The sequence below is a fragment of the Oculatella sp. FACHB-28 genome (assembly GCF_014696015.1).
In the GTDB taxonomy this organism is placed as follows: domain Bacteria; phylum Cyanobacteriota; class Cyanobacteriia; order Elainellales; family Elainellaceae; genus JAAUTN01.
The window spans coordinates 14,826-33,841 of sequence record NZ_JACJPJ010000052.1 but is presented as its reverse complement, the minus strand read 5'-3'; the positions used below and the strand labels follow the sequence as shown (position 1 = coordinate 33,841).

At 49.9% G+C, this 19,016-nt stretch carries 18 protein-coding genes and 1 tRNA gene; 14 read left to right on the top strand and 5 right to left on the bottom strand.

Going from position 1 to position 19,016, the window contains the following annotated elements; translation table 11 throughout:
* Positions 1-6: 6 nt before the first annotated feature.
* The 3 genes from H6F88_RS10710 to H6F88_RS10700 form a co-directional block, all read right to left on the bottom strand.
* Complete coding sequence (locus H6F88_RS10710) at positions 7-1,233, bottom strand: type II secretion system F family protein (protein WP_190642742.1); 1,227 nt, start codon at positions 1,231-1,233, stop codon at positions 7-9.
* A gap of 184 nt (positions 1,234-1,417) precedes the next feature.
* A complete protein-coding gene (locus H6F88_RS10705) occupies positions 1,418-2,545 on the bottom strand; it encodes a type IV pilus twitching motility protein PilT (protein ID WP_190642741.1) in 1,128 nt (375 codons plus the stop codon).
* A 106-nt stretch (positions 2,546-2,651) separates the two neighbouring features.
* A complete protein-coding gene (locus H6F88_RS10700) occupies positions 2,652-4,655 on the bottom strand; it encodes a GspE/PulE family protein (protein WP_190642740.1) in 2,004 nt (667 codons plus the stop codon).
* 497 nt (positions 4,656-5,152) lie between these two features.
* On the opposite strand from H6F88_RS10700, the gene grpE reads away from it, so the two are divergent.
* The 9 genes from grpE to H6F88_RS10655 all read left to right on the top strand — a co-directional run bounded on the left by grpE (position 5,153) and on the right by H6F88_RS10655 (position 14,495).
* On the top strand, positions 5,153-5,917 hold the full coding sequence (gene grpE, locus H6F88_RS10695) for a nucleotide exchange factor GrpE (protein WP_190642739.1): 765 nt from the start codon (positions 5,153-5,155) through the stop codon (positions 5,915-5,917).
* Positions 5,918-6,131: 214 nt separating this feature from the next.
* Positions 6,132-8,087: a molecular chaperone DnaK gene (gene dnaK / locus H6F88_RS10690; RefSeq protein WP_190642738.1), complete on the top strand. Its 1,956-nt coding sequence runs from the start codon at positions 6,132-6,134 to the stop codon at positions 8,085-8,087.
* A 111-nt stretch (positions 8,088-8,198) separates the two neighbouring features.
* Positions 8,199-9,344: a molecular chaperone DnaJ gene (dnaJ, locus tag H6F88_RS10685; RefSeq protein ID WP_190642737.1), complete on the top strand. Its 1,146-nt coding sequence runs from the start codon at positions 8,199-8,201 to the stop codon at positions 9,342-9,344.
* Entirely contained in the window at positions 9,341-9,616 is a 276-nt protein-coding gene (locus H6F88_RS10680; RefSeq protein ID WP_190642736.1) for a sulfurtransferase TusA family protein, read from the top strand. The genes dnaJ and H6F88_RS10680 overlap by 4 nt, the downstream gene beginning before the upstream one ends.
* Before the next feature lie 3 nt (positions 9,617-9,619).
* Positions 9,620-10,720 (top strand): small ribosomal subunit biogenesis GTPase RsgA, encoded by a 1,101-nt coding sequence (gene rsgA, locus H6F88_RS10675; RefSeq protein WP_190642735.1) that lies wholly within the window; start codon positions 9,620-9,622, stop codon positions 10,718-10,720.
* Positions 10,721-10,837: 117 nt separating this feature from the next.
* Positions 10,838-12,025, top strand: coding sequence for an HlyD family efflux transporter periplasmic adaptor subunit (locus tag H6F88_RS10670; RefSeq protein ID WP_190642734.1), 1,188 nt, complete (start codon positions 10,838-10,840; stop codon positions 12,023-12,025).
* A gap of 37 nt (positions 12,026-12,062) precedes the next feature.
* Positions 12,063-12,548 carry a GNAT family N-acetyltransferase gene (locus H6F88_RS10665; protein ID WP_190642733.1) on the top strand — a complete coding sequence of 162 codons (486 nt, stop codon included), beginning with the start codon at positions 12,063-12,065 and terminating at the stop codon, positions 12,546-12,548.
* A gap of 25 nt (positions 12,549-12,573) precedes the next feature.
* On the top strand, positions 12,574-13,806 hold the full coding sequence (gene devC / locus H6F88_RS10660; protein WP_190642732.1) for an ABC transporter permease DevC: 1,233 nt from the start codon (positions 12,574-12,576) through the stop codon (positions 13,804-13,806).
* Positions 13,807-13,808: 2 nt separating this feature from the next.
* A complete protein-coding gene (locus tag H6F88_RS10655) occupies positions 13,809-14,495 on the top strand; it encodes a DevA family ABC transporter ATP-binding protein (protein WP_190642731.1) in 687 nt (228 codons plus the stop codon).
* A 7-nt stretch (positions 14,496-14,502) separates the two neighbouring features.
* Here the strand turns inward: H6F88_RS10655 and H6F88_RS10650 are convergent.
* Both H6F88_RS10650 and rplS read right to left on the bottom strand, forming a co-directional pair.
* A tRNA-Trp gene (locus H6F88_RS10650) sits at positions 14,503-14,575 on the bottom strand.
* Between the two features lie 64 nt (positions 14,576-14,639).
* A complete protein-coding gene (rplS, locus tag H6F88_RS10645; RefSeq protein ID WP_190642730.1) occupies positions 14,640-15,002 on the bottom strand; it encodes a 50S ribosomal protein L19 in 363 nt (120 codons plus the stop codon).
* Between the two features lie 314 nt (positions 15,003-15,316).
* On the opposite strand from rplS, the gene H6F88_RS10640 reads away from it, so the two are divergent.
* The 5 genes from H6F88_RS10640 to H6F88_RS10620 are packed head-to-tail and all read left to right on the top strand — an operon-like array spanning position 15,317 to position 18,951.
* Positions 15,317-16,189: a DUF4382 domain-containing protein gene (locus H6F88_RS10640; protein WP_190642729.1), complete on the top strand. Its 873-nt coding sequence runs from the start codon at positions 15,317-15,319 to the stop codon at positions 16,187-16,189.
* Positions 16,186-16,683, top strand: a complete 498-nt coding sequence (locus tag H6F88_RS10635; protein ID WP_190642728.1) for a carboxypeptidase-like regulatory domain-containing protein — start codon at positions 16,186-16,188, stop codon at positions 16,681-16,683. Before H6F88_RS10640 ends, H6F88_RS10635 begins: the two co-directional genes overlap by 4 nt.
* 2 nt (positions 16,684-16,685) lie before the next feature.
* Positions 16,686-17,336 carry a cobalt transporter CbiM gene (gene cbiM, locus H6F88_RS10630; RefSeq protein WP_190642727.1) on the top strand — a complete coding sequence of 217 codons (651 nt, stop codon included), beginning with the start codon at positions 16,686-16,688 and terminating at the stop codon, positions 17,334-17,336.
* Positions 17,337-17,339: 3 nt separating this feature from the next.
* On the top strand, positions 17,340-18,149 hold the full coding sequence (gene cbiQ / locus H6F88_RS10625) for a cobalt ECF transporter T component CbiQ (protein WP_190642726.1): 810 nt from the start codon (positions 17,340-17,342) through the stop codon (positions 18,147-18,149).
* A 13-nt stretch (positions 18,150-18,162) separates the two neighbouring features.
* Positions 18,163-18,951, top strand: coding sequence for an ABC transporter ATP-binding protein (locus tag H6F88_RS10620; protein ID WP_190642725.1), 789 nt, complete (start codon positions 18,163-18,165; stop codon positions 18,949-18,951).
* Positions 18,952-19,016 lie beyond the last annotated feature (65 nt).

Here is a 19,016-nt window from a genome sequence, read left to right as displayed (position 1 = left end):
GATGAATTAGTTGATTGCGTCCATTACCTTAAACATCGGTAAGTACATCGCAACCAGAATTGAACCTACCATGCCGCCCAAGACCACGATCATGATCGGTTCCATAATGCTGGTCAACGCTTTGACGGCTTGCTCTACTTCATCCTCGTAGAAGTCTGCCACCTTCATCAGCATCGTATCGATTTCTCCAGTTTCTTCACCGATACTGATCATCTGAATTGCCATGACTGGAAAGACCTGCTCTTTCTGCAGTGCCAGACTGATCATGCCACCAGACTGTACTTCCCGTTTTGCTTCATCAACTGCGTTTGCAATCACCTGATTTCCTGCGGTATCCCGCACAATTTCCAGAGCCGTCAGAATGGGAACTCCAGATCGAGATAAAGCACCAAAGGTACGGCAGAAACGAGCAGTGGCAGTTTTCTGGATCAAATCACCAAACAGAGGCATCTTTAAGAAAAACCGATCCATCGTTTCCCGTCCAACCCGAGTACTGTAGTACTGCCGATAGGCAAACGCTAACACGACCAGAATAATGATTAGACCAATCACGTAGGTGGGCGTTCTTAAGAAGGCGCTGATCTGAAGCATGACCTGAGTAAATATAGGCAGCTCTGCGTCTAGCTCATCGAAGATGCCCGCAAAAATAGGTAGCAGGAAGACAGTCATCCCAATAAAGACGGAGATCGCAATCACTCCTACTGCGATTGGATAAGTTAGTGCAGACTTAATCTGGTTTTGCAGCCGAGAAACGTCCTCTAGCAACTTTGCCAGACGATTCATGACTTCATCCAACACCCCCCCCACTTCTCCAGCCTGCACCATGCTGACATAGAGATTGTCAAAACATTTAGGGTGCTTTCGCATCGAGTCTGAAAGGTTAGTACCCTGCTGCACGTCTGAGCTAATTTCTTGCAACGCTTTCTTAAGTTTTGGATTAGGGCACTGATCAGACAACACGCCTAGCCCTCTCACCATTGCCACGCCAGCATTAATCAACACTGCAAACTGACGAGAAAAAATTGCTTTGTCCTTGATTGAAACGTTGGTTAAGGCAGTTTGAAGCTGGCTCAGATCAACGTTCATGTTCAAGCCCTGATCTTCAGTCAGTTCTTGAACAAACAAGCCCTGCTCCCGCAGCGTAGAACGCGCTTCAGCGGGAGTGTCTGCCATAATTTTTTGCCGTCTTGGGTTTCCTTTAGCGTCTCGTGCGCGAACAACGTAGGTAGGCATGTCTCACCGTCTGAGTAAGTAAGGGGGTGTGAAGAGAAGAGGACAAAAAGGGAATAATGGGGAGTTTACCCGGATTCAAGCCAATTTTGTCACCCTAGTAAAGATTGGTTTCCGGTGCCAGGATTGTCTCTGAGGTGCAGGCTCAATCCCTGGAGAGGTCTAACAATCCTGGCACGTTGCCAGGTTATCTGGGGTTAGCACCCGCATAGTTATTTGGCTTAGTTGGGATTGGCGCACCAGTACCGCCAATCAAGCGTTGCAACTCGTCTGGTCGAGAGGTTCTAGACATAGCGGATTCAAAGGAAATCAGCCCCGCTTTATATTGATCTGCCAAAACTCTTTCAAGCGTTTGCATTCCCAACTTACCGCCCGTTTGAATTGCTGAGTAGATTTGAGCGGTTTTGCCCTCTCGAATCAAGTTGGCGATCGCCGGAGTCACAATCATGATTTCCTGGGCCATGACCCGCCCAAACTCGTTTGGCTTGGGATTTTTTCTCGACACCAAAGTCTGGCTAAACACCGCTACCAAGGAGTTAGAAAGCTGAACCCTGACCTGCTGCTGTCGCTCCGAAGGAAACACGTCGACCATGCGGTCAACGGTTTGGGACGCCGAACTGGTGTGCAGAGTCGCAAAGACGAGGTGTCCAGTTTCAGCAGCGGAGATAGCCAGAGAAATGGTTTCCAGGTCACGCATCTCTCCAACCAAGACAATGTCCGGGTCTTCCCGCAAAGCAGCTCTTAGCGCGTTAGAAAAACTCTTGGTGTCTTCGCCCAACTGCCGCTGGTGGATCAGACTCTTGATCGGTTCGTAGACAAATTCAATGGGGTCTTCAATCGTTAGAATGTGTTCTGCGCGAGTCCGATTGATCAGGTCGATCATCGCTGCCAGCGTTGTTGTCTTACCAGAGCCAGTAGGACCAGTCACCAGAATCAAGCCTCTTGGCTTTTCTGCCATTTCACGCACTACATCTGGCAACCCAAGCTTCTCAAAGCTAGGAATTTTGGAGCTGAGCGCCCGCAAACAGGCGGCGTAGGTTCCTCGATCTTTGTAAACGTTTACGCGAAAACGAGCCAATCCCTTTACCCCGTAGGAACAGTCGAGTTCCCAGTTTTGCTCTAAATTTTTCCGCTGAGTATTGTTGAGCATACTGAAGATCAGTCGCTGGCACTGTTCAGAGGTCAGTGGTTCATCTCCAATCGGAGTTAGATGACCACTGATGCGGAAGTATGGCGGCAACCCAGCAGAGAGGTGAAGGTCCGATCCACCCATCTCAATCAACTGCTCCATCAAATCTTCGATCATTAACTCCATTTGTTTTTCTCCTTTAAATTTGGTGATGCAGGGTTAGCGGCTTTCATCGCTGACGATGCTTCAAGCTGAACAATGATTTGGATGATACATACTCCAGGAAAAACTTCTAATCCTGGAAACGGGGAGTCGTACAGTAGGGACAGTCTAACCATTCTGGACGATGCTCAGCACCGCAGACTCGACAGGTCAATGAACTCTTACGCTTAGCTTTTAGCTCTGCTTCTAAGCCTGTATCGGTGAATGTAACCCGCTCAACCTCATCCAGCGTCGTAGACCCTTGACGTACCAGGTTCAAACTGTAGGACAGCAGCGTTTTCATGCCTTCTTCGACCGCTACTTCCTTGATGCGTTCGGTGGGCGCACCCTCGGTAATCATGGTTTGTAGTCGCTCGGTAACGCGCATCACCTCATAAACCCCACAGCGACCTTTGTAGCCAATGCCGCCGCAGGCTGAGCAAAGTTCTCCTGCTTCTCTTGCAAGCAGAATTTCTTCTGCTTGCAAAAAGTTGGCTTTATAAAACGTAATTTCAGCGTCGTGGCTGACAGAAAGTCCAAACCGAGCCAGTTCTTCGTGGGATGGGTTGTATGGAATGCGGCATTCGCTACATACTCGACGAACTAGACGCTGGGCCAGTACCCCAATCAGAGAACTGGAGACCATGAAGGGTTCAATACCCATCTCGTCTAGACGGGCGATCGCACTGGCTGCATCGTTCGTATGTAGCGTTGTTAAGACAAGGTGTCCTGTTAAAGCAGCTTCGATCGCCGTCTTCGCCGTCTCCTTGTCTCGCGTCTCACCTACCAGAATCACATCTGGGTCTTGTCGCAAAAATGCCCGCAGCACTGAAGCAAAATCTACGCCCTTCTCCCGCAAGACCTGAACCTGAGTCAGTCCTGGCAGTGTATATTCAATTGGGTCTTCAACTGTACTGATATTGACGCCGGGGTCATTTCGCTCTGCCAGCGCTGAATATAGCGTCGTGGTTTTACCTGATCCGGTTGGGCCAGTGACCAGAATCAACCCAAATGGACGAGCAACCATCTCCTGCATAATCTGCAAGGTATCTGGGTCAGTAATCAGTTTGTCTAGACCAAGCTGAGTCGCAGAGTTGTCTAGAATTCGCAGAACGACTTTCTCTCCGTAGCGGCTAGGCAGTGTGCTAACCCGAAAATCAATTTTGCGATTATCAAAAATCCGCCGAATTCTACCATCTTGGGGCAGGCGACGCTCAGCGATATCTAGCTCAGCGATGACTTTGAAACGGGCTGTCACCGCAGCCACAATTTTTTTGGGTAGGGGATCAAACGCTTGTCGCAGTACACCATCCTTACGAAAGCGTACCCGCAAAGACTCTTCCTGAGGCTCGATATGAATATCAGAAACCCCCTCCTGCAGAGCTTTGACCATGATTTTGTTGACCAGAGCAATGACTGGAGCCGCCTCTGCATCTTGCAGAGCCTCATCTAGGTTTGCATCTAGATCGCCTGGTGCTTCTTGTAGGTCTAAGTAGTCTAGAACCTCCAGGTCTGCTTTAACATCTACCTTCGATTCCTGTTCACGCTGCTTTTCCCGCTCTTGTTGCTCGTCAAGATAATGATTGATGATGCGCTGATAATCTTCTGCGGTAATCACCATCCGCCGAAGCCCCAACCCTTTGGGTCTCAACAGTCGATTCAAGTCGTCCTGTGCATCTAGATTGTCTGGATCAACCATTGCCACGAGGACATAGGGCAAGTCTCCCTCCTGCTTAGACACGGGCACCAACCGATGGCGACGGCAAAAATCAACTGGAATCAGCGTGTCAATCAGCAGGCTTACTTGATTTGAGGAAATCTGGTTGATTTCCGGGTCGAGAGACTCAACGCCGTAGAGAATTTTAAGTTCAAATAGCTGCTGCTTCTTGTATTGGCGTAACAAGTCCGGCGGAAGCTGCTGCCCTGTAATCATCTCCAGCACTTCGGTCAGGGGTCTGCCTGACTTACGGCTTTCAACTAGAGCTTGCTGCATCTGCTCGTTGTTGATGTAGCCCGACTGAATCAGTTTGTTACTAAAGGGCGAAAAATTATGCTGGACGATTAGGGCACGGCGCTGTGACGGGGAATTAGCCATAGCTGATGCAGAAAGTCTCCTTACAAGAGGGTCTCAGGATTGTTACCAGAGCGTTTATGAGGATAATCGACTCGCAGCTAAAGTTAATTAAGGCTGCGTGAGAAATTTGCTAGGCCTTGGAAGCGTCGCACTTTTCAAAGAACTCCATGAAAGAATCATAGTGCGATGAAACCTGAAGAGGCTAGTCGGAAACTACCAGAGATTTGTCCGTATCGGGTTGCGATAGAGTAGTACTCGGTTGGATGGGGTTAAATAGCTAAACTTTGTGTTCACGATAATAGCCTGTACGACCAAATTTGGCTCTCTACCCAAACGCTCTGGGTTAAAAAGCATTGTCCAATTCGCTTAATCGTTAGAATCATCCATAGATGAACTCGTATCCATTGAAGACCTTTCCCAAATCAAGACAACAAATTAGCAAAGTTTTGACAACGGATTCGGTTTAATTGGAAATAGCCCACGAGAAATTCAGTTCTAGGTTCTGGATATAGTAGACAATGATTGAGGAAGAAAAGCAGCTAGAGAACGTTCAAGGGTCAGAGGCTGATACCTCAGAGGATGTACAGCAAGTGGAGAGTGAAACAATGCCCGATGAGGCAACGGTACAAAATAGTCAAGAGGTCGCTTCAGAGTATTCAACTGCGGACCCGGAGTCTGTGGGGCAAGTGATCGAAGCTGAAGCTGAACCTGTAGAAGCTGAGCCAGAGGTTCAGCCTGTAGAAGCTGAGGTAGACAGTCGAGCGATCGCCGAGCTAACTCAACAAGTCGAGTCTTTAAAGGCTCAGGTTGAAGAACGCACGGGGCAGTACATGCGGATTGCCGCTGATTTTGACAACTTCCGCAAGCGGACTCAAAAAGAGAAGGAAGACTTGGAGCAGCAGGTCAAATGCTCCACGATCGTCGAGTTGCTGCCAGTGGTCGATAACTTTGAGCGGGCGCGATCGCAGATCAAGCCGCAAACTGATCAGGAGATGAATATCCACAAGAGCTACCAGAGCGTTTACAAGCAGCTGGTTGATTGTCTCAAGCGGGTTGGCGTAGCGCCTATGCGTTCTGAAGGCAAAGAATTTGACCCCAATCTGCATGAAGCTGTCATGCGAGAAGCAACAGACGAACATGCTGAGGGCACTGTGATCGAGGAGTTAGTACGAGGTTACCTCCTGGGTGAGCGAGTTTTACGCCATGCGATGGTTAAAGTTGCTACCGCCCCAGAACCCGTGATAACTTCGGATGAAGCATATCAGGGCGAGACTGACGGTTAAGGGAATCTCAGTAGACGCGTACTTTATTTACAAGTTCTTGATGAGGTGCGTGTTGTTTCTACGGTTATAGCTGTCGCTTTGCTAAGGGGTTGCCCATAAAATTTAGGCTAAGCTGATCAGATTCCCGAAAAATTGCGGAATACTCTGTTAGAAATGAGTTCAATTCATCTACATTTTGTACTCATTCACTTGAACACGTTCACAGCCGCTAATTATGGGAAAAGTCATTGGTATTGACCTGGGCACGACAAATAGCTGTGTTGCTGTCTTGGAGGGCGGTCAACCGATCGTCATCTCCAACTCCGAAGGAGGGCGGACAACTCCCAGCATTGTTGGCTTTGCCAAAACGGGTGAGCGGCTGGTGGGGCAGCTAGCAAAGCGACAAGCTGTAACGAATGCCGAAAATACTGTTTTCAGCATCAAGCGATTTATTGGTCGGCGTTGGGATGATACCGAAACTGAGCGAACTCGAGTTTCCTACACCTGTATCAAAGGTAAGGATGACACGGTAGACGTGCAGATTCGGGGTCGCACCTACACTCCCCAAGAGATCTCAGCCATGATCCTGCAAAAGCTCAAGCAGGATGCTGAAAATTATCTGGGTGAACCTCCCACTCAAGCTGTGATTACGGTTCCTGCATACTTTACGGATGCTCAGCGACAAGCCACTAAAGATGCTGGAACGATCGCAGGGCTAGAAGTATTACGAATTATTAATGAGCCGACGGCCGCTGCATTATCTTACGGTCTCGATAAGCAAGACCAGGATCAAACCGTACTGGTTTTTGACCTCGGAGGCGGCACCTTTGACGTTTCAGTCTTACAGCTAGGGGATGGTGTGTTTGAGGTCAAGGCGACTTCAGGCAACAATCACTTAGGCGGTGATGATTTTGATAATGCCTTGGTGCGCTGGATGATCGATAGCTTTAGAGAAAATGAAGGCATCGATCTGTCGATTGATAAAATGGCGCTTCAGCGTCTGAGAGAAGCGGCTGAGAAAGCCAAAATTGAGCTTTCTAACATGCTGACGACCTCAATCAATTTGCCGTTCATCACAGCGGATGAAACGGGTCCCAAGCATCTAGAAATGGAGCTAACTCGCGCTAAGTTTGAGGAATTAGTCAATCACCTGGTACTCAGCACGATCGAGCCAGTCAATCAAGCACTCAAGGATGCCGACCTGACCGGTGAGGATATCGATCGGATTATTCTGGTTGGAGGTTCTACCCGAATTCCGGCGGTTCAGGACGCAATTCGCCAGTATTTTAATGGCAAAACTCCTGATCGCTCAGTTAACCCCGATGAGGCTGTGGCGTTAGGTGCAGCAGTGCAAGCAGGTGTCTTGGCTGGCGAAGTCAAGGATTTGCTTCTGCTTGACGTAACACCGTTGTCTCTAGGCATTGAAACGCTAGGTGAAGTATTTACCCGAATCATTGAACGAAATACGACTATTCCTACAAGCAAGACGCAGACATTCTCGACCGCGACCGATGGTCAAACTTCGGTCGAAATCCATGTTTTGCAAGGAGAACGAGCTTTAGCAAAAGACAATAAAAGTTTGGGTAAATTTCAGCTAGCGGGCATTCCGCCTGCACCTAGAGGAGTGCCTCAGATTGAGGTGTCGTTTGAAATTGACGCAAATGGCATTCTTCAGGTGGCAGCTAGAGATAAGGGCACCGGGCGAGAGCAAAGCGTGCGAATTACCAACACAGGTGGACTAACCCCATCTGAGATCGAGCAAATGAAGCTAGATGCGGAGATTAACGCAGAGGATGATCTGCGTCGCAAGCAACTGGTGGAATTGCGGAATCAGGCAGATGGGCTGTTCTATAGCTGGGAGACAACGCTCAGGGATAATGCTCAGTTTATTACTGATGGTCTTAAAGCAGAGGCAAATGGGCGAGTGGCTGAACTGCGGGCGGCGGTCGCTGACCGCTCCATTTCCGTTGAAGCGATGAAGCAACGGCTAGATGCTCTCCAGCAAGCCCTGTTTGCAATTGGCGCGTCAGTGTATCAGCAGATCAACCAGGATGATCCAGATTATGACTATTCAGACGAGACTTCCATTGCAGAAGATAACGGCAACGTTAGCTCAACGCTAGAGGAAGAGTTTGGATACGGTTTTGAAAACGATGACACGGTAACTGCTGATTACGAGGCAGTCGATTAGCCTAGAGTGCTAGGGTATTAAATAGGGGGTGTAGGGTGTAAGCTATCCTAGCCCTAGTGAGTTTCCTAATTTTCAAACCTAAAGCCCTTCTATCTAAGCAAGCAGTCTCCTATGGCTCGTGATTATTATGAAATGCTCGGTGTCTCCCGTGATTCAGACAAAGAGGAGATCAAGCGTGCTTACCGACGTTTAGCGCGCAAGTATCACCCTGATGTCAACAAGGAAGATGGTGCCGAGGAGCGCTTCAAGGAAATCAACCGAGCCTATGAAGTGCTTTCTGAACCTGAAACTCGTGCCCGTTACGATCGATTCGGTGAAGCAGGAGTTGGCTCTGCAGCGGGAGCCGGCTTTCAGGACTTCGGCGATTTGGGCGGTTTTGCCGACATTTTTGAAAGCTTTTTTAGTGGCTTCTCTGGCGGTATGGGCGGGCAACCAGGCGGCGGTGGCGGTCGTCGTCGCGGCGGCCCGGTCAGAGGGGATGATTTGCGGCTCGACCTAAAGCTTGATTTTCGTGAAGCTGTTTTTGGCGGCGAAAAAGAAATTCGCATTAGCCATCTGGAAACCTGCACGAACTGTAGCGGCTCAGGGGCAAAGCCGGGTACTCGTCCTAGAGCTTGTCCGACCTGCACCGGCTCAGGACAAGTGCGTCGTGCCACCAGAACGCCCTTTGGCAGCTTTACTCAAGTCTCAGTTTGCCCGACCTGCAATGGTGCAGGGCAGGTGATTGAGGAGAAGTGCGAGATTTGCGGCGGCAGTGGGCAGAAGCAGGAAGCCAAAAAGCTAAAAATTACGATTCCGGCTGGGGTTGATAATGGCACGCGGCTGCGCGTTTCTTCGGAAGGGGATGCGGGGCAGCGAGGTGGACCACCGGGCGATCTGTATGTTTACCTGTTCGTGAATGAAGATGCCGAGTTTCAGCGCGATGGCATTAACATTCTCTCGGAGATCAAGATTAGCTATTTACAGGCAATTCTAGGCTGTCAGATAGAGGTGAATACGGTAGATGGACCCACTGAGCTGACCATTGCCCCTGGCACCCAACCTGGAACAGTGCTCACCCAGGAAAATCAAGGTGTACCCCGCTTAGGCAATCCGGTTAGCCGTGGGGATCATCTAATCACTATCCAGATTGATATCCCAACGCGGTTGACTACTGAAGAGCGTGAGCTATTAGAGAAGCTAGCTAAGATTCGGGGCGATCGCCTTGGTAAAGGAGGTGGCATTGAAGGCTTTCTAGGGGGGCTGTTTCGAGGATGAGTAGTGCAGCATCTACTGCTGAGCATCTGCCCGATGCTCAACTGGATTTGAGGGGAACGCCCTGTCCGATTAATTTTGTCAAGACAAAACTTCGGCTGGAAAAGATGGCTCCAGGCGCTTTACTAGAAGTCTGGCTAGACCCAGGAGAGCCGATGGAGCAGGTTCCTGATAGCCTGACGATGGAGGGCTATGGAATTGAGCAAGTTGAGGAACGGGCAGGGTTTTTCGCAATTCGAGTGCGACGACCCAGCGAGAAGAGTTCTGAGTGTTGAGTGATGAGTGCTGAGTTAGACCAGCAGCCTAACGCTCAGAAATCCGAGAACGACTCGGTGATTGCAAGTTCTGAAGATCTGGTAGGCACAGTCCTGGCAGTTCAGGCCAATTACTATTGGGTGCAGTTGGGCGACAAATCGCTGCTCTGTACGCGGCGATCGCGCCTGAAAAAAATTGGGCAGCAGGTTTGGGTGGGCGATCGCGTCCAGGTCGAGGAACCTGATTGGGCTGGGGGAAGAGGGGCGATCGCCCAGGTATTTCCCCGCGACAGTGAACTCGATCGTCCACCGATCGCCAATGCAGATCAAATTCTGCTGGTATTTGCCCTGGCAGACCCTAACCCAGAGCCGCTTCAGCTTAGTCGCTTCTTGATTAAAGCTGAGTCAACTGGGCTAGAAGTTTGTCTGGGTTTGAATAAGAGTGACTTGGTGAGTGCTGAAATGCAAGCAGAGTGGCGCGATCGCCTTCAACAATGGGGCTATCAGCCTCAGATGCTCAGCACCCAGCATCAAATGGGGTTGGACAACCTGCAAACTCAGCTTAAACAAAAAATTACGGTCATCTCCGGTCCCTCAGGAGTAGGTAAATCGAGTTTAATCAACCAGCTAATTCCAGACGTAGATTTGCGGGTGGGTTCAGTTTCCGGGAAGTTGGGACGTGGTCGTCATACAACGCGGCACGTCGAGCTATTTGAATTGCCGGGTGGCGGTCTGTTAGCTGATACGCCCGGTTTCAACCAGCCAGATTTGGACTGTGCGCCTGTGGAATTGGCAGACTTTTTCCCAGAAGCGCGACAGCGGTTAGCAGAAGCGACTTGCCAATTTAGTAACTGTCTGCACCGAGATGAGCCAAACTGCGCTGTGCGGGGCGACTGGGAACGCTACGAGCATTATTTGGTGTTTTTGGAAGAGGCAATCGCCCGTCAAACTCAGCTTCAGCAAAAAACTGATCAGGACTCTAGCATGAAGCTGAAAATTAACCAGAAAGGCGAGAGCTATTACGAACCTCGCCTGGAAAGCAAAAAATATCGTCGCCAGTCACGGCGTACCCAGCATCAAACTTTGGATGCAATGATATGGGACGCTGAGTCTGAAGAAGACTGAAATTGCTCTTCAGGTCAAATTCAATCCACCAGTGAAATGACCGGGCGGGGGAGGGCAAATTTCCTTGGGATCAAGTCAACTGGTTTAAGAAAGTTTTGCTGAAACTGCTGTCGGGCTATGGTTCATTTTCCTTCCCTGCTTCCAGCATTGGGTCGCTACGCTGCTCATGCGGTCGTTTTTGGTATGGTTTCAGCTTGTACGGCTTGTGGTTTTTTGCAGGCAGAACAGCCTCCCGCTGATACTACAGCTGAGGTTGCACCGATCGCCACCGTTGTCGCGTTAGGTCGTTTGGCTCCCAAAGGGGAAGTGATCAAACTCTCTGTGCCTAATGCTCAAGATAGCCGGGTGAATCAAATCCTGGTGGAAGAGGGCGATCGCGTTGAAGCAAATCAGGTAATCGCCATTTTGCAAGGGCAGGAGCGACGGCAGCGGGACTTAGAGGAAGCCCAGAAAAACGTCGAATATTACCAGGCATTGCTAGCTCAAACGCAGTCTGGAGATGCCAAAAATGCAGAAATTGCGGCGCAGCGAGCAAACATTGCGCGACTGGAGGCGCAGCTTCGTACCGAGGTAGATGAGCGGCGGGCGGCGATCGCCAGTGCCGAAGCCGAACTGCGGCGGGCAGAATTGAACTATCGGCGCAACCAATCGCTTCAGCAGGAAGGGGCGGCTAGCATTGAGGAATTGGAACTGGCGCGTGAGGAATTTGAAACGAGGCAAGCGGCACTGTCTCAAAGACGGGCTGAACTAGACACCACCTTGGCGACCCTGCGGGAACAGATTCGGCAGGAGCAGGAAAATCTGGCGATGCTGCAAGAGGTTCGCCCGGTGGATGTGCAGGTGGCTCAAGCTGAACTGGATAAGGCTTTAATTGCAGTCGAGCAAAGGCAGGCTGACCTGGAAGATACGCAGGTCAGAGTGCCAGTAGCGGGTCAGATTTTGCGAATTAACACACGCGTAGGGGAACAGGTCAACACAGAGCAGGGCATCGTGGAATTGGGGCAAACGGATGAGATGTATGCGATCGCCGAAGTTTACGAAACTGAGATTACTAAAGTCCAACTCGGGCAAAGTGCCACTATCACAAGTGAATATGGCGGCTTTGAAGGAGGGATTCAGGGCACTGTTGATCACATTGGTTTACAAATTGGGGCGCGTACTCTTTTGAGCAATTCCTCTGACCCCACGACGGATGAGACAACTCGCGTTGTGGAAGTGAAAATTCGGATCAGTCCAGAGGATAGCGTCAGGGTTGCTGACTTAACGAATATGCAGGTTCGGGTTGAGATCGATGTTGAAAGCTGATGTTAAGAGTTGATATTGAGGCTTGACGCAAACAGAAATGATTGAAATTAAACCGATTCAACCGCATCAAATTGAGGATGTTAAGCAAGTCATTTTGGCGGTATGTCAGGAGATTTTTCAGGTCCCTGAGGAAGTGATTCGGCGGCATGACAATCTCTCGGATATTGATCAGGTGCGATCGCACTACTTCGACAATCGAGGAATTTTCCTGGTTCTACTTGATGGTGAAACGGTTGTTGGCTGCGGGGCGATTCGTTATTTAAGTAGCGACACCAGTGGCGATATTTGTGAACTCAAACGTATGTGGTTCCTTAACCCCTACCGAGGACAGGGATGGGGAACCAAGATGAGTTACATGCTGCTGGATTTTGCTAAACGGAATGATTACACAAAAGTTAGGTTAGATACTGTTGATGAGTACAAACAAGCCCCAGCCATCAAGCTTTATCAGCGTCTCGGCTTTTATCCAATCGAGCGATACAACGATAGTGCTTGCACAGTTTTTTTAGAGAAGCTGCTCTAGTCAATGAGTCATAAGTGATTGTTCTATGAAACGTTTTCTTAAATCTTCTCTTGAATGGCTTCAGATCAACAAACCCTTAGGGTGGGCACAGTTATCTCATCAAAAGGCGCGATTGCTCGTTGCGATGACAGGAGTGGCGTTCTCTAACATTCTCATCTTTACCCAGTTGGGATTGCGGGCACTGTTGTTTGATGGAGTCACGCTGGTACCAGAGAATCTAGCAGGTGATTTGTTTTTGGTGTCTGCTTATACGCCAACTATTAGCTTTGGTAGCTTTTCGCGCATTTATCTCTATCAAGCAGATGCAGTGACTGGCGTTGCGGCTGCCAATCCGCTTTATATCAGTTCTGCAGAATGGGTAAATCCCGAAGATCTACAGAATCCTTCAGCGGACAGAACGGAAGAGGCGAGTTCAGAGATCGACTTCTTCCCCAGTACCGTTAGAATTCTGGCGTTTAATCCGGCTCGTCCGGTATTTGATATGCCTGAGGTAAACCAGCAGCTTGATTTGCTGAATGCGCCCGGTAGTGTTTTGTTTGACCGCCTTTCACAGGACCAGCTTGGCCCTGTACCAGACCTATTGAGCCAGCAAGGTGTAGTGAGTACGGTGATGAGTAAACGCCGAACTCATGTGGTGGGGCTATTTAGCCTGGGCAGCACCATGTTTGATAAGGGGCATGTGATCATGAGTGACTGGAATCTTGCTCAGCGCAATGGTCAGGATAGTCTCCAGCAGGTGAATGTAGGCAGTTTGTTTTTGGAGGCGGGAGCCGATCTGGAGACGGTGCGAACTCGCTTGCAAAGTACCTTGCCGCCAGCAGTGAAGGTGATGACTCGTGAGGAGTTGATGCAGTCAGAGCAGGCATTCCGGGCTTCTTTTCCGGAGGGGAAGATTCTTAACTTTGGAGCGGCGATCGGGTTTGTGGTGGGTGTGGTGATTGTATATCAGGTACTCTACACCGATGTGAGTGATCATTTGCCTGAGTATGCAACGCTCAAAGCGATGGGCTACTCAGATGTTTCGCTGCTGGCTGTAGTGCTTCAGGAGGCAGTGATTCTGGCAGTTTTGGGGTTTGTTCCGGGTTACATCACCTCTTACTGGATGTATGGGTTGCTCACTTATTTGACTAAGATTCCGCTAACGATGCGGGCGGGTATTGCATTGCAAGTATTTATCCTGACGCTGGTGATGTGTGTGATTTCGGGGGCGATCGCCATGAACAAGCTTCGTTCTGCTGACCCTGCGGACGTATTTTAGTCATGGAACCTGTTGTAGCGGTTCGTAATTTGAACCATGCGTTTGGGCAGGGGGCACTGCGGAAACCAGTGCTGATGGAGGTTGACCTGGATTTATATCCGGGCGAAGTGGTGATTTTAGAGGGGCCATCGGGTGGTGGCAAAACCACTTTGCTAACATTAATTGGCGCATTGCGAGCGGTGCAGGAAGGTAGCCTAAAAATTTTGGGGCAGGAGTTGCAGGGCGCAAAAAAAAGGCAACTGATTCAAACGCGCAACCAGATCGGCTTTATCTTTCAGTCTCACAATTTGCTGGAGTGTTTGACTGCTTGGGAGAACGTGAGTACATCTTTGAGGTTGCACAAACATATTCCACCGCGTGAATACCGCAAGCGATCGCTAGAAATTCTCACTGCTGTAGGGCTGGGCGATCGCGTCGATTACTATCCCGAAAAGCTGTCGGGTGGGCAAAAGCAGCGAGTGGCGATCGCCCGTGCCTTGGTTAGCTATCCTAAACTGCTGCTGGCGGACGAACCCACTTCGGCACTCGACAGCAAATCGGGACGAGATGTCGTGGAAATTATGCAGCGACTTGCTAAAGAAGAAGGCTGCACCGTCTTACTAGTGACTCACGACAATCGCATTCTGGACGTAGCTGATCGAACCATTCACATGGAAGATGGACGACTGACGCGGAATACAATCCGTTGAATTAAAGCGCGCCCTGGAGGACTCGAACCCCCGACATCAGGTTTTGGAGACCTGCGTTCTACCAACTGAACTAAGAGCGCATTTGGGGTTTACCGGAGCATACCCCAGTTTAACAGCTTGTGTCGCTGTATAGTACCTAGCAGTTTAAAGTGCCCGGTCAAACCGCTGCTTGAGGCGAGTTGCCTTACCAACGCGATCGCGCAGATAGTAAAGCTTAGCGCGACGCGCTTTGCCTCGACGAATAATCTTGATGTTGGCAACGCGAGGAGAATGAAGCAAAAATACTCGCTCTACGCCAACGCCTTGGAAGATGCGGCGAACGGTGATGGTTTCATTGATGCCACCATTTCGCATGGCAATAACGGTGCCTTCATAGGGCTGTACCCGCTCTTTGCCGCCTTCCTGAATCCGTACACCCACACGAATCGTGTCGCCAACGTGGATGATAGGCAAGTCACTCTTTAACTGCTCCGCCTCAATCGAGCGGATGATTTCCTGCGCTTTCATAGCTTTTTCAATACTCACAATTTCTCAGTATAGTCCTAGCTTGGGAAGAAAGTCTATTAGCAGTATTTTGATTTTTCCAGAAAATCTACTGTTTTCAGTCCTGTCCTTTTTCCCCAGGATCAGGATTTTGGGCAAATTCGGGTAGAATTCGGTTTATTTTATCCCCCCTTGGCGGATTGAATTTCTTAGAAGAACGAGGTTCACTGAACTGTTGTATTCCCCAATGCCTGAGCATTTCTACGGCTCAGAGCATGAGAACAACGGAATTTAGCACCAAAACTTCTGTTGATTAGATAATCAGGACGACCTTCTGCATGAAAAAGCAACTTCTAACACTGGTAGGTTTAGCCCTCATCCTGCCAGGCTTACTCCAGGCTTGCGCTGGTGGTGAAACCCCTGAAGCTGAAGCTCCCGAAACTGAATCAACCGCTGAAACTCCAGAGACTCAAGCCTCAGGAGAAACAGGTACACTGCAAATTCGAGCTAATGGAGAAGATTTTGTTCGTCAGGGATTTGTGTCTAAAGACGGATGGGAAATTAGCTTTGATCATCTTTATGTAAATCTAGCTGACTTGACAGCATACCAAACTGAGCCGCCTTACGAGCCAGAAGCAGGCGACGAATTGCAAGCTAGTCAGGAAGTCAAGGTTGAAGAGGTGAAGACGATTGACCTGGCAGAGGGAGACGAAAATGCAGAGCCAGTTTTGGTGGAAGAGGTAGAAGCCCCCGCTGGTCGCTACAATGCCCTCTCTTGGCAAATGGTGAATGCGGATGAAGGCCCCGCGAGCGGCTATGCAATGGTAATTCAGGGTGTTGCCACGAAGGATGGCGAAACTGTTAACTTCACGCTGAACGTAGATGAGGAGTTGGCGTTTAGCTGCGGAGATTTTGTCGGTGATGAGCGCAAAGGCATTTTAGAACCGGGCGGCACGGCTGACGTAGAAGCAACTTTCCACTTTGACCACCTTTTTGGCGATGGGGAAGCTGCGCCTGATGATGAACTGAATGTGGGTGCTTTGGGTTTTCAATCTCTAGCTGATTTGGCTGAGGGTGGGGAACTAACGGTTGATACGGCTGACCTGGAGCAAAATCTTTCTGAGGAAGATTACAACAAGCTGCTTGAGATTTTGCCGAGCCTGGGTCATGTTGGGGAAGGTCATTGTGAGGAGACACAGTTAACGACATGAGACGAACGTTTGCTATTCCTCTAGCGCTGATCTCAGTTGTGAGTTGGCAGGTGAGGGCGATCGCCCACGGAGTGGGGATCACCTACCAGGCAACCGAAGCAATAGAGCTTCAAGCTAACTATGACAGCGGTGAGCCGATGGCAGAGGCTCAGGTGTCGGTCTATTCGCCTGCAGATCCATCTACGCCCTGGCTAACCGGCACTGCGGATGAGACAGGGCGCTTTGTGTTTGCCCCAGACCCCTCCATTCCTGGTACGTGGGAGGTGCAGGTGAGACAGGCTGGACATGGCGAAATTCTCAACATTTCTGTAGGTGGAGAAGCAGGCGTGTTAGGGGCAAATGCAGGAGCATCTGAGGCAGACGATGAGTCAAATAGCCAGATTGCTTCTGGCATTGGTGACAACCTTTCGATTCCTCAAAAAGGGCTGATGGCTGTTTCAGTGATTTGGGGATTTGTGGGTACTGCTTTGTTCTTTCTTGCCAGGAAGAAATAGCGATGCACATTCCTGATGGCATTCTTCCGGCTTCAGTGTGCATTGCGGGCTATGCGATCGCCGTTCCTGTAACCTGGTATTCCCTGCGCCAAATCAATCGGCTCAAAGATCCGACTGAGGAGTTGCCCAAAGCCTCGTTGCTAACAGCCGCCTTTTTCATTGCCTCCTCGATCAACATTCCCGTGCCGCCCTCCAGCGTTCACCTGGTGCTAAACGGACTGTTGGGATGTGTTTTGGGCTACTTTGCCTTTCCTGCCATTTTGGTGGGTCTATTTTTTCAAGCCATTATGTTTGGGCATGGAGGGCTAACAACATTGGGCGTAGATGCAGTGATGATGGGCATTCCAGCACTGGTGGCGTCTCACATTTTTCAGTTGCGTCATGTCTTCAGACAGAAGCTAGGCGAGAAGCTAGCGACTAATGTATTTGCATTTCTTGCTGGAGCTTTGGGTTTGGGACTTGCAGCCGTGATCTTCTTCTTTCTGGTGATTACCAACATTCCGTCTGGGTTTGATGCGCAGACGGAACGAGCGGCCGTTTATGGGCTGTCGCTGGCTCACCTGCCGCTGATGCTAATTGAGGGTACTTTTACGCTGTTGTTGGTCATGTTTTTGCAGCGGGTGAAGCCAGAACTAATTGAGCGGCGAGGGTAGTGCATGAGGTTTGAGTTAGACGAATATGCCTATCTTGATTCGCCGCTACACCGCTGGGAGCCTCGGTTTAAGCTGATTGGCTTGCTGGTTCTGATTTTTGCTTTTGCTTTCATTAAAGATCTGCGGCTGGTGCCTGTGGTGTTGGCGATCGCCGCCACACTCTATCTCCTCTCCCGGATGCCGCTCTCCTTTTTGATCAGTCGGTTACGCTATCCGGGTTTCTTTTTGCTGGGCGTAATTTTGCTGCTGCCGTTTTTCTCTGGCGAAACGGTGCTCTGGCAGTGGGGAGTGCTGACCCTACGGCAAGAAGGCATTTTAGCCATGCTGCTCGTGGTCGGTCGGTTTCTCGCGATTATTACAACGGCACTCATTCTGATGGGCACAACTCCCTTTTTAACGACCGTGAAAACGATGCGATCGCTAGGGTTGCCGAGTCTGATTGCTGATATGACGCTGCTTACCTATCGCTACCTGTACGATATTGCGGCAAATTTAAGCACCATGCAGCAAGCCATGCGGCTGAGAGGGTTTGGCAGATCCCCGCAAAAAAAGTACCTGCCCTTCATGCCTGACCTGCGGGAATTAAAACTTTTGGCTTCGCTCGCTGGGACGCTGTTAGTCCGTAGCTACGAGCAATCCGAAAGAATTTACAAAGCAATGCGGCTACGGGGCTATGGTAGCGAAAAATTTAAAGTTCACCCAGTTTATGCTGGGCCGACCTCATCACCCGCAACATTAAGAACCTGGAGCGGCTTTGGTTTGGTCTGTACACTTCTGATTGCGACAGGTTTAGTCGTGGCAGAGATTCTTTAGGTTTAGTTTGTCTATGAGTTCCACCGAGCGGCTATCCCAGACCAGCAACACACTTCAGCAGATCCAATTGGCACTGGAGATCAAAAAACTGTGCTTTTGCTACCCTGATGAGCCCAATGTTTTGCATGAAATTAGTTTGCTTGTCAAAGCTGGAGAAAGGATTGGCGTAATTGGTCACAATGGCTGCGGTAAAACTACTTTTTTTCGATTGATCTGCGGCGTTCTCAAACCAAACGCTGGAGAAATTGTTGTCTTTGGCGAACCCATTTTGCCAGGAGATTTTCGTCCTGAGATCGGTTTACTGTTTCAAAACCCAGACGACCAGCTTTTCTCAGCCTCGGTGCGAGAAGATGTCGCGTTTGGTCCGCAAAATATGGGGTTGCCGCCCGAAGAAGTCGATCTGCGGGTTCAGGAGGCGATCGCTCTCACCGGGCTACAAACGCTCTCTCATCGTCCACCCCATCACCTATCAGGTGGTGAAAAACAGATGGTGGCGATCGCTGGAGTTCTCGCCATGCGTCCCCGCGTGATGCTCTATGACGAGCCTTCCGCCAATTTAGACCTACGTGCCCGTCGTCGCTTGATTCAGTTTTTGCAGCGATCGCAAGAAACCCTGCTGATCTCTGCGCATGATCTGGAGCTGATTTTGGAAGTGTGCGATCGCGTTATTTTGATGGACGAAGGTCGCATCGTTGCAGATGGCGATCCCCATCAAATCATGGGTAACCAGGAACTGATGGAGCGCCACGGATTGGAAAAACCGCATTCCCTCATGCCTCACGTTGATCTCCATCATGGGTGAAGAGGATTCTGTCTTGTAACCAGAAATTCTTCACCTGATAATTAGGGCAAGCAACGTCAAACGGA

Excerpts from the sequence above, each read along its gene's own strand:
- H6F88_RS10710 (WP_190642742.1), bottom strand. The coding sequence starts at position 1,233 with ATGCCTACCTACGTTGTTCGCGCACGAGACGCTAAAGGAAACCCAAGA.
- H6F88_RS10705 (WP_190642741.1), bottom strand. The coding sequence starts at position 2,545 with ATGGAGTTAATGATCGAAGATTTGATGGAGCAGTTGATTGAGATGGGT.
- H6F88_RS10700 (WP_190642740.1), bottom strand. The coding sequence starts at position 4,655 with ATGGCTAATTCCCCGTCACAGCGCCGTGCCCTAATCGTCCAGCATAAT.
- grpE (WP_190642739.1), top strand. The coding sequence starts at position 5,153 with ATGATTGAGGAAGAAAAGCAGCTAGAGAACGTTCAAGGGTCAGAGGCT.
- dnaK (WP_190642738.1), top strand. The coding sequence starts at position 6,132 with ATGGGAAAAGTCATTGGTATTGACCTGGGCACGACAAATAGCTGTGTT.
- dnaJ (WP_190642737.1), top strand. The coding sequence starts at position 8,199 with ATGGCTCGTGATTATTATGAAATGCTCGGTGTCTCCCGTGATTCAGAC.
- H6F88_RS10680 (WP_190642736.1), top strand. The coding sequence starts at position 9,341 with ATGAGTAGTGCAGCATCTACTGCTGAGCATCTGCCCGATGCTCAACTG.
- rsgA (WP_190642735.1), top strand. The coding sequence starts at position 9,620 with ATGAGTGCTGAGTTAGACCAGCAGCCTAACGCTCAGAAATCCGAGAAC.
- H6F88_RS10670 (WP_190642734.1), top strand. The coding sequence starts at position 10,838 with ATGGTTCATTTTCCTTCCCTGCTTCCAGCATTGGGTCGCTACGCTGCT.
- H6F88_RS10665 (WP_190642733.1), top strand. The coding sequence starts at position 12,063 with ATGATTGAAATTAAACCGATTCAACCGCATCAAATTGAGGATGTTAAG.
- devC (WP_190642732.1), top strand. The coding sequence starts at position 12,574 with ATGAAACGTTTTCTTAAATCTTCTCTTGAATGGCTTCAGATCAACAAA.
- H6F88_RS10655 (WP_190642731.1), top strand. The coding sequence starts at position 13,809 with ATGGAACCTGTTGTAGCGGTTCGTAATTTGAACCATGCGTTTGGGCAG.
- rplS (WP_190642730.1), bottom strand. The coding sequence starts at position 15,002 with ATGAAAGCGCAGGAAATCATCCGCTCGATTGAGGCGGAGCAGTTAAAG.
- H6F88_RS10640 (WP_190642729.1), top strand. The coding sequence starts at position 15,317 with ATGAAAAAGCAACTTCTAACACTGGTAGGTTTAGCCCTCATCCTGCCA.
- H6F88_RS10635 (WP_190642728.1), top strand. The coding sequence starts at position 16,186 with ATGAGACGAACGTTTGCTATTCCTCTAGCGCTGATCTCAGTTGTGAGT.
- cbiM (WP_190642727.1), top strand. The coding sequence starts at position 16,686 with ATGCACATTCCTGATGGCATTCTTCCGGCTTCAGTGTGCATTGCGGGC.
- cbiQ (WP_190642726.1), top strand. The coding sequence starts at position 17,340 with ATGAGGTTTGAGTTAGACGAATATGCCTATCTTGATTCGCCGCTACAC.
- H6F88_RS10620 (WP_190642725.1), top strand. The coding sequence starts at position 18,163 with ATGAGTTCCACCGAGCGGCTATCCCAGACCAGCAACACACTTCAGCAG.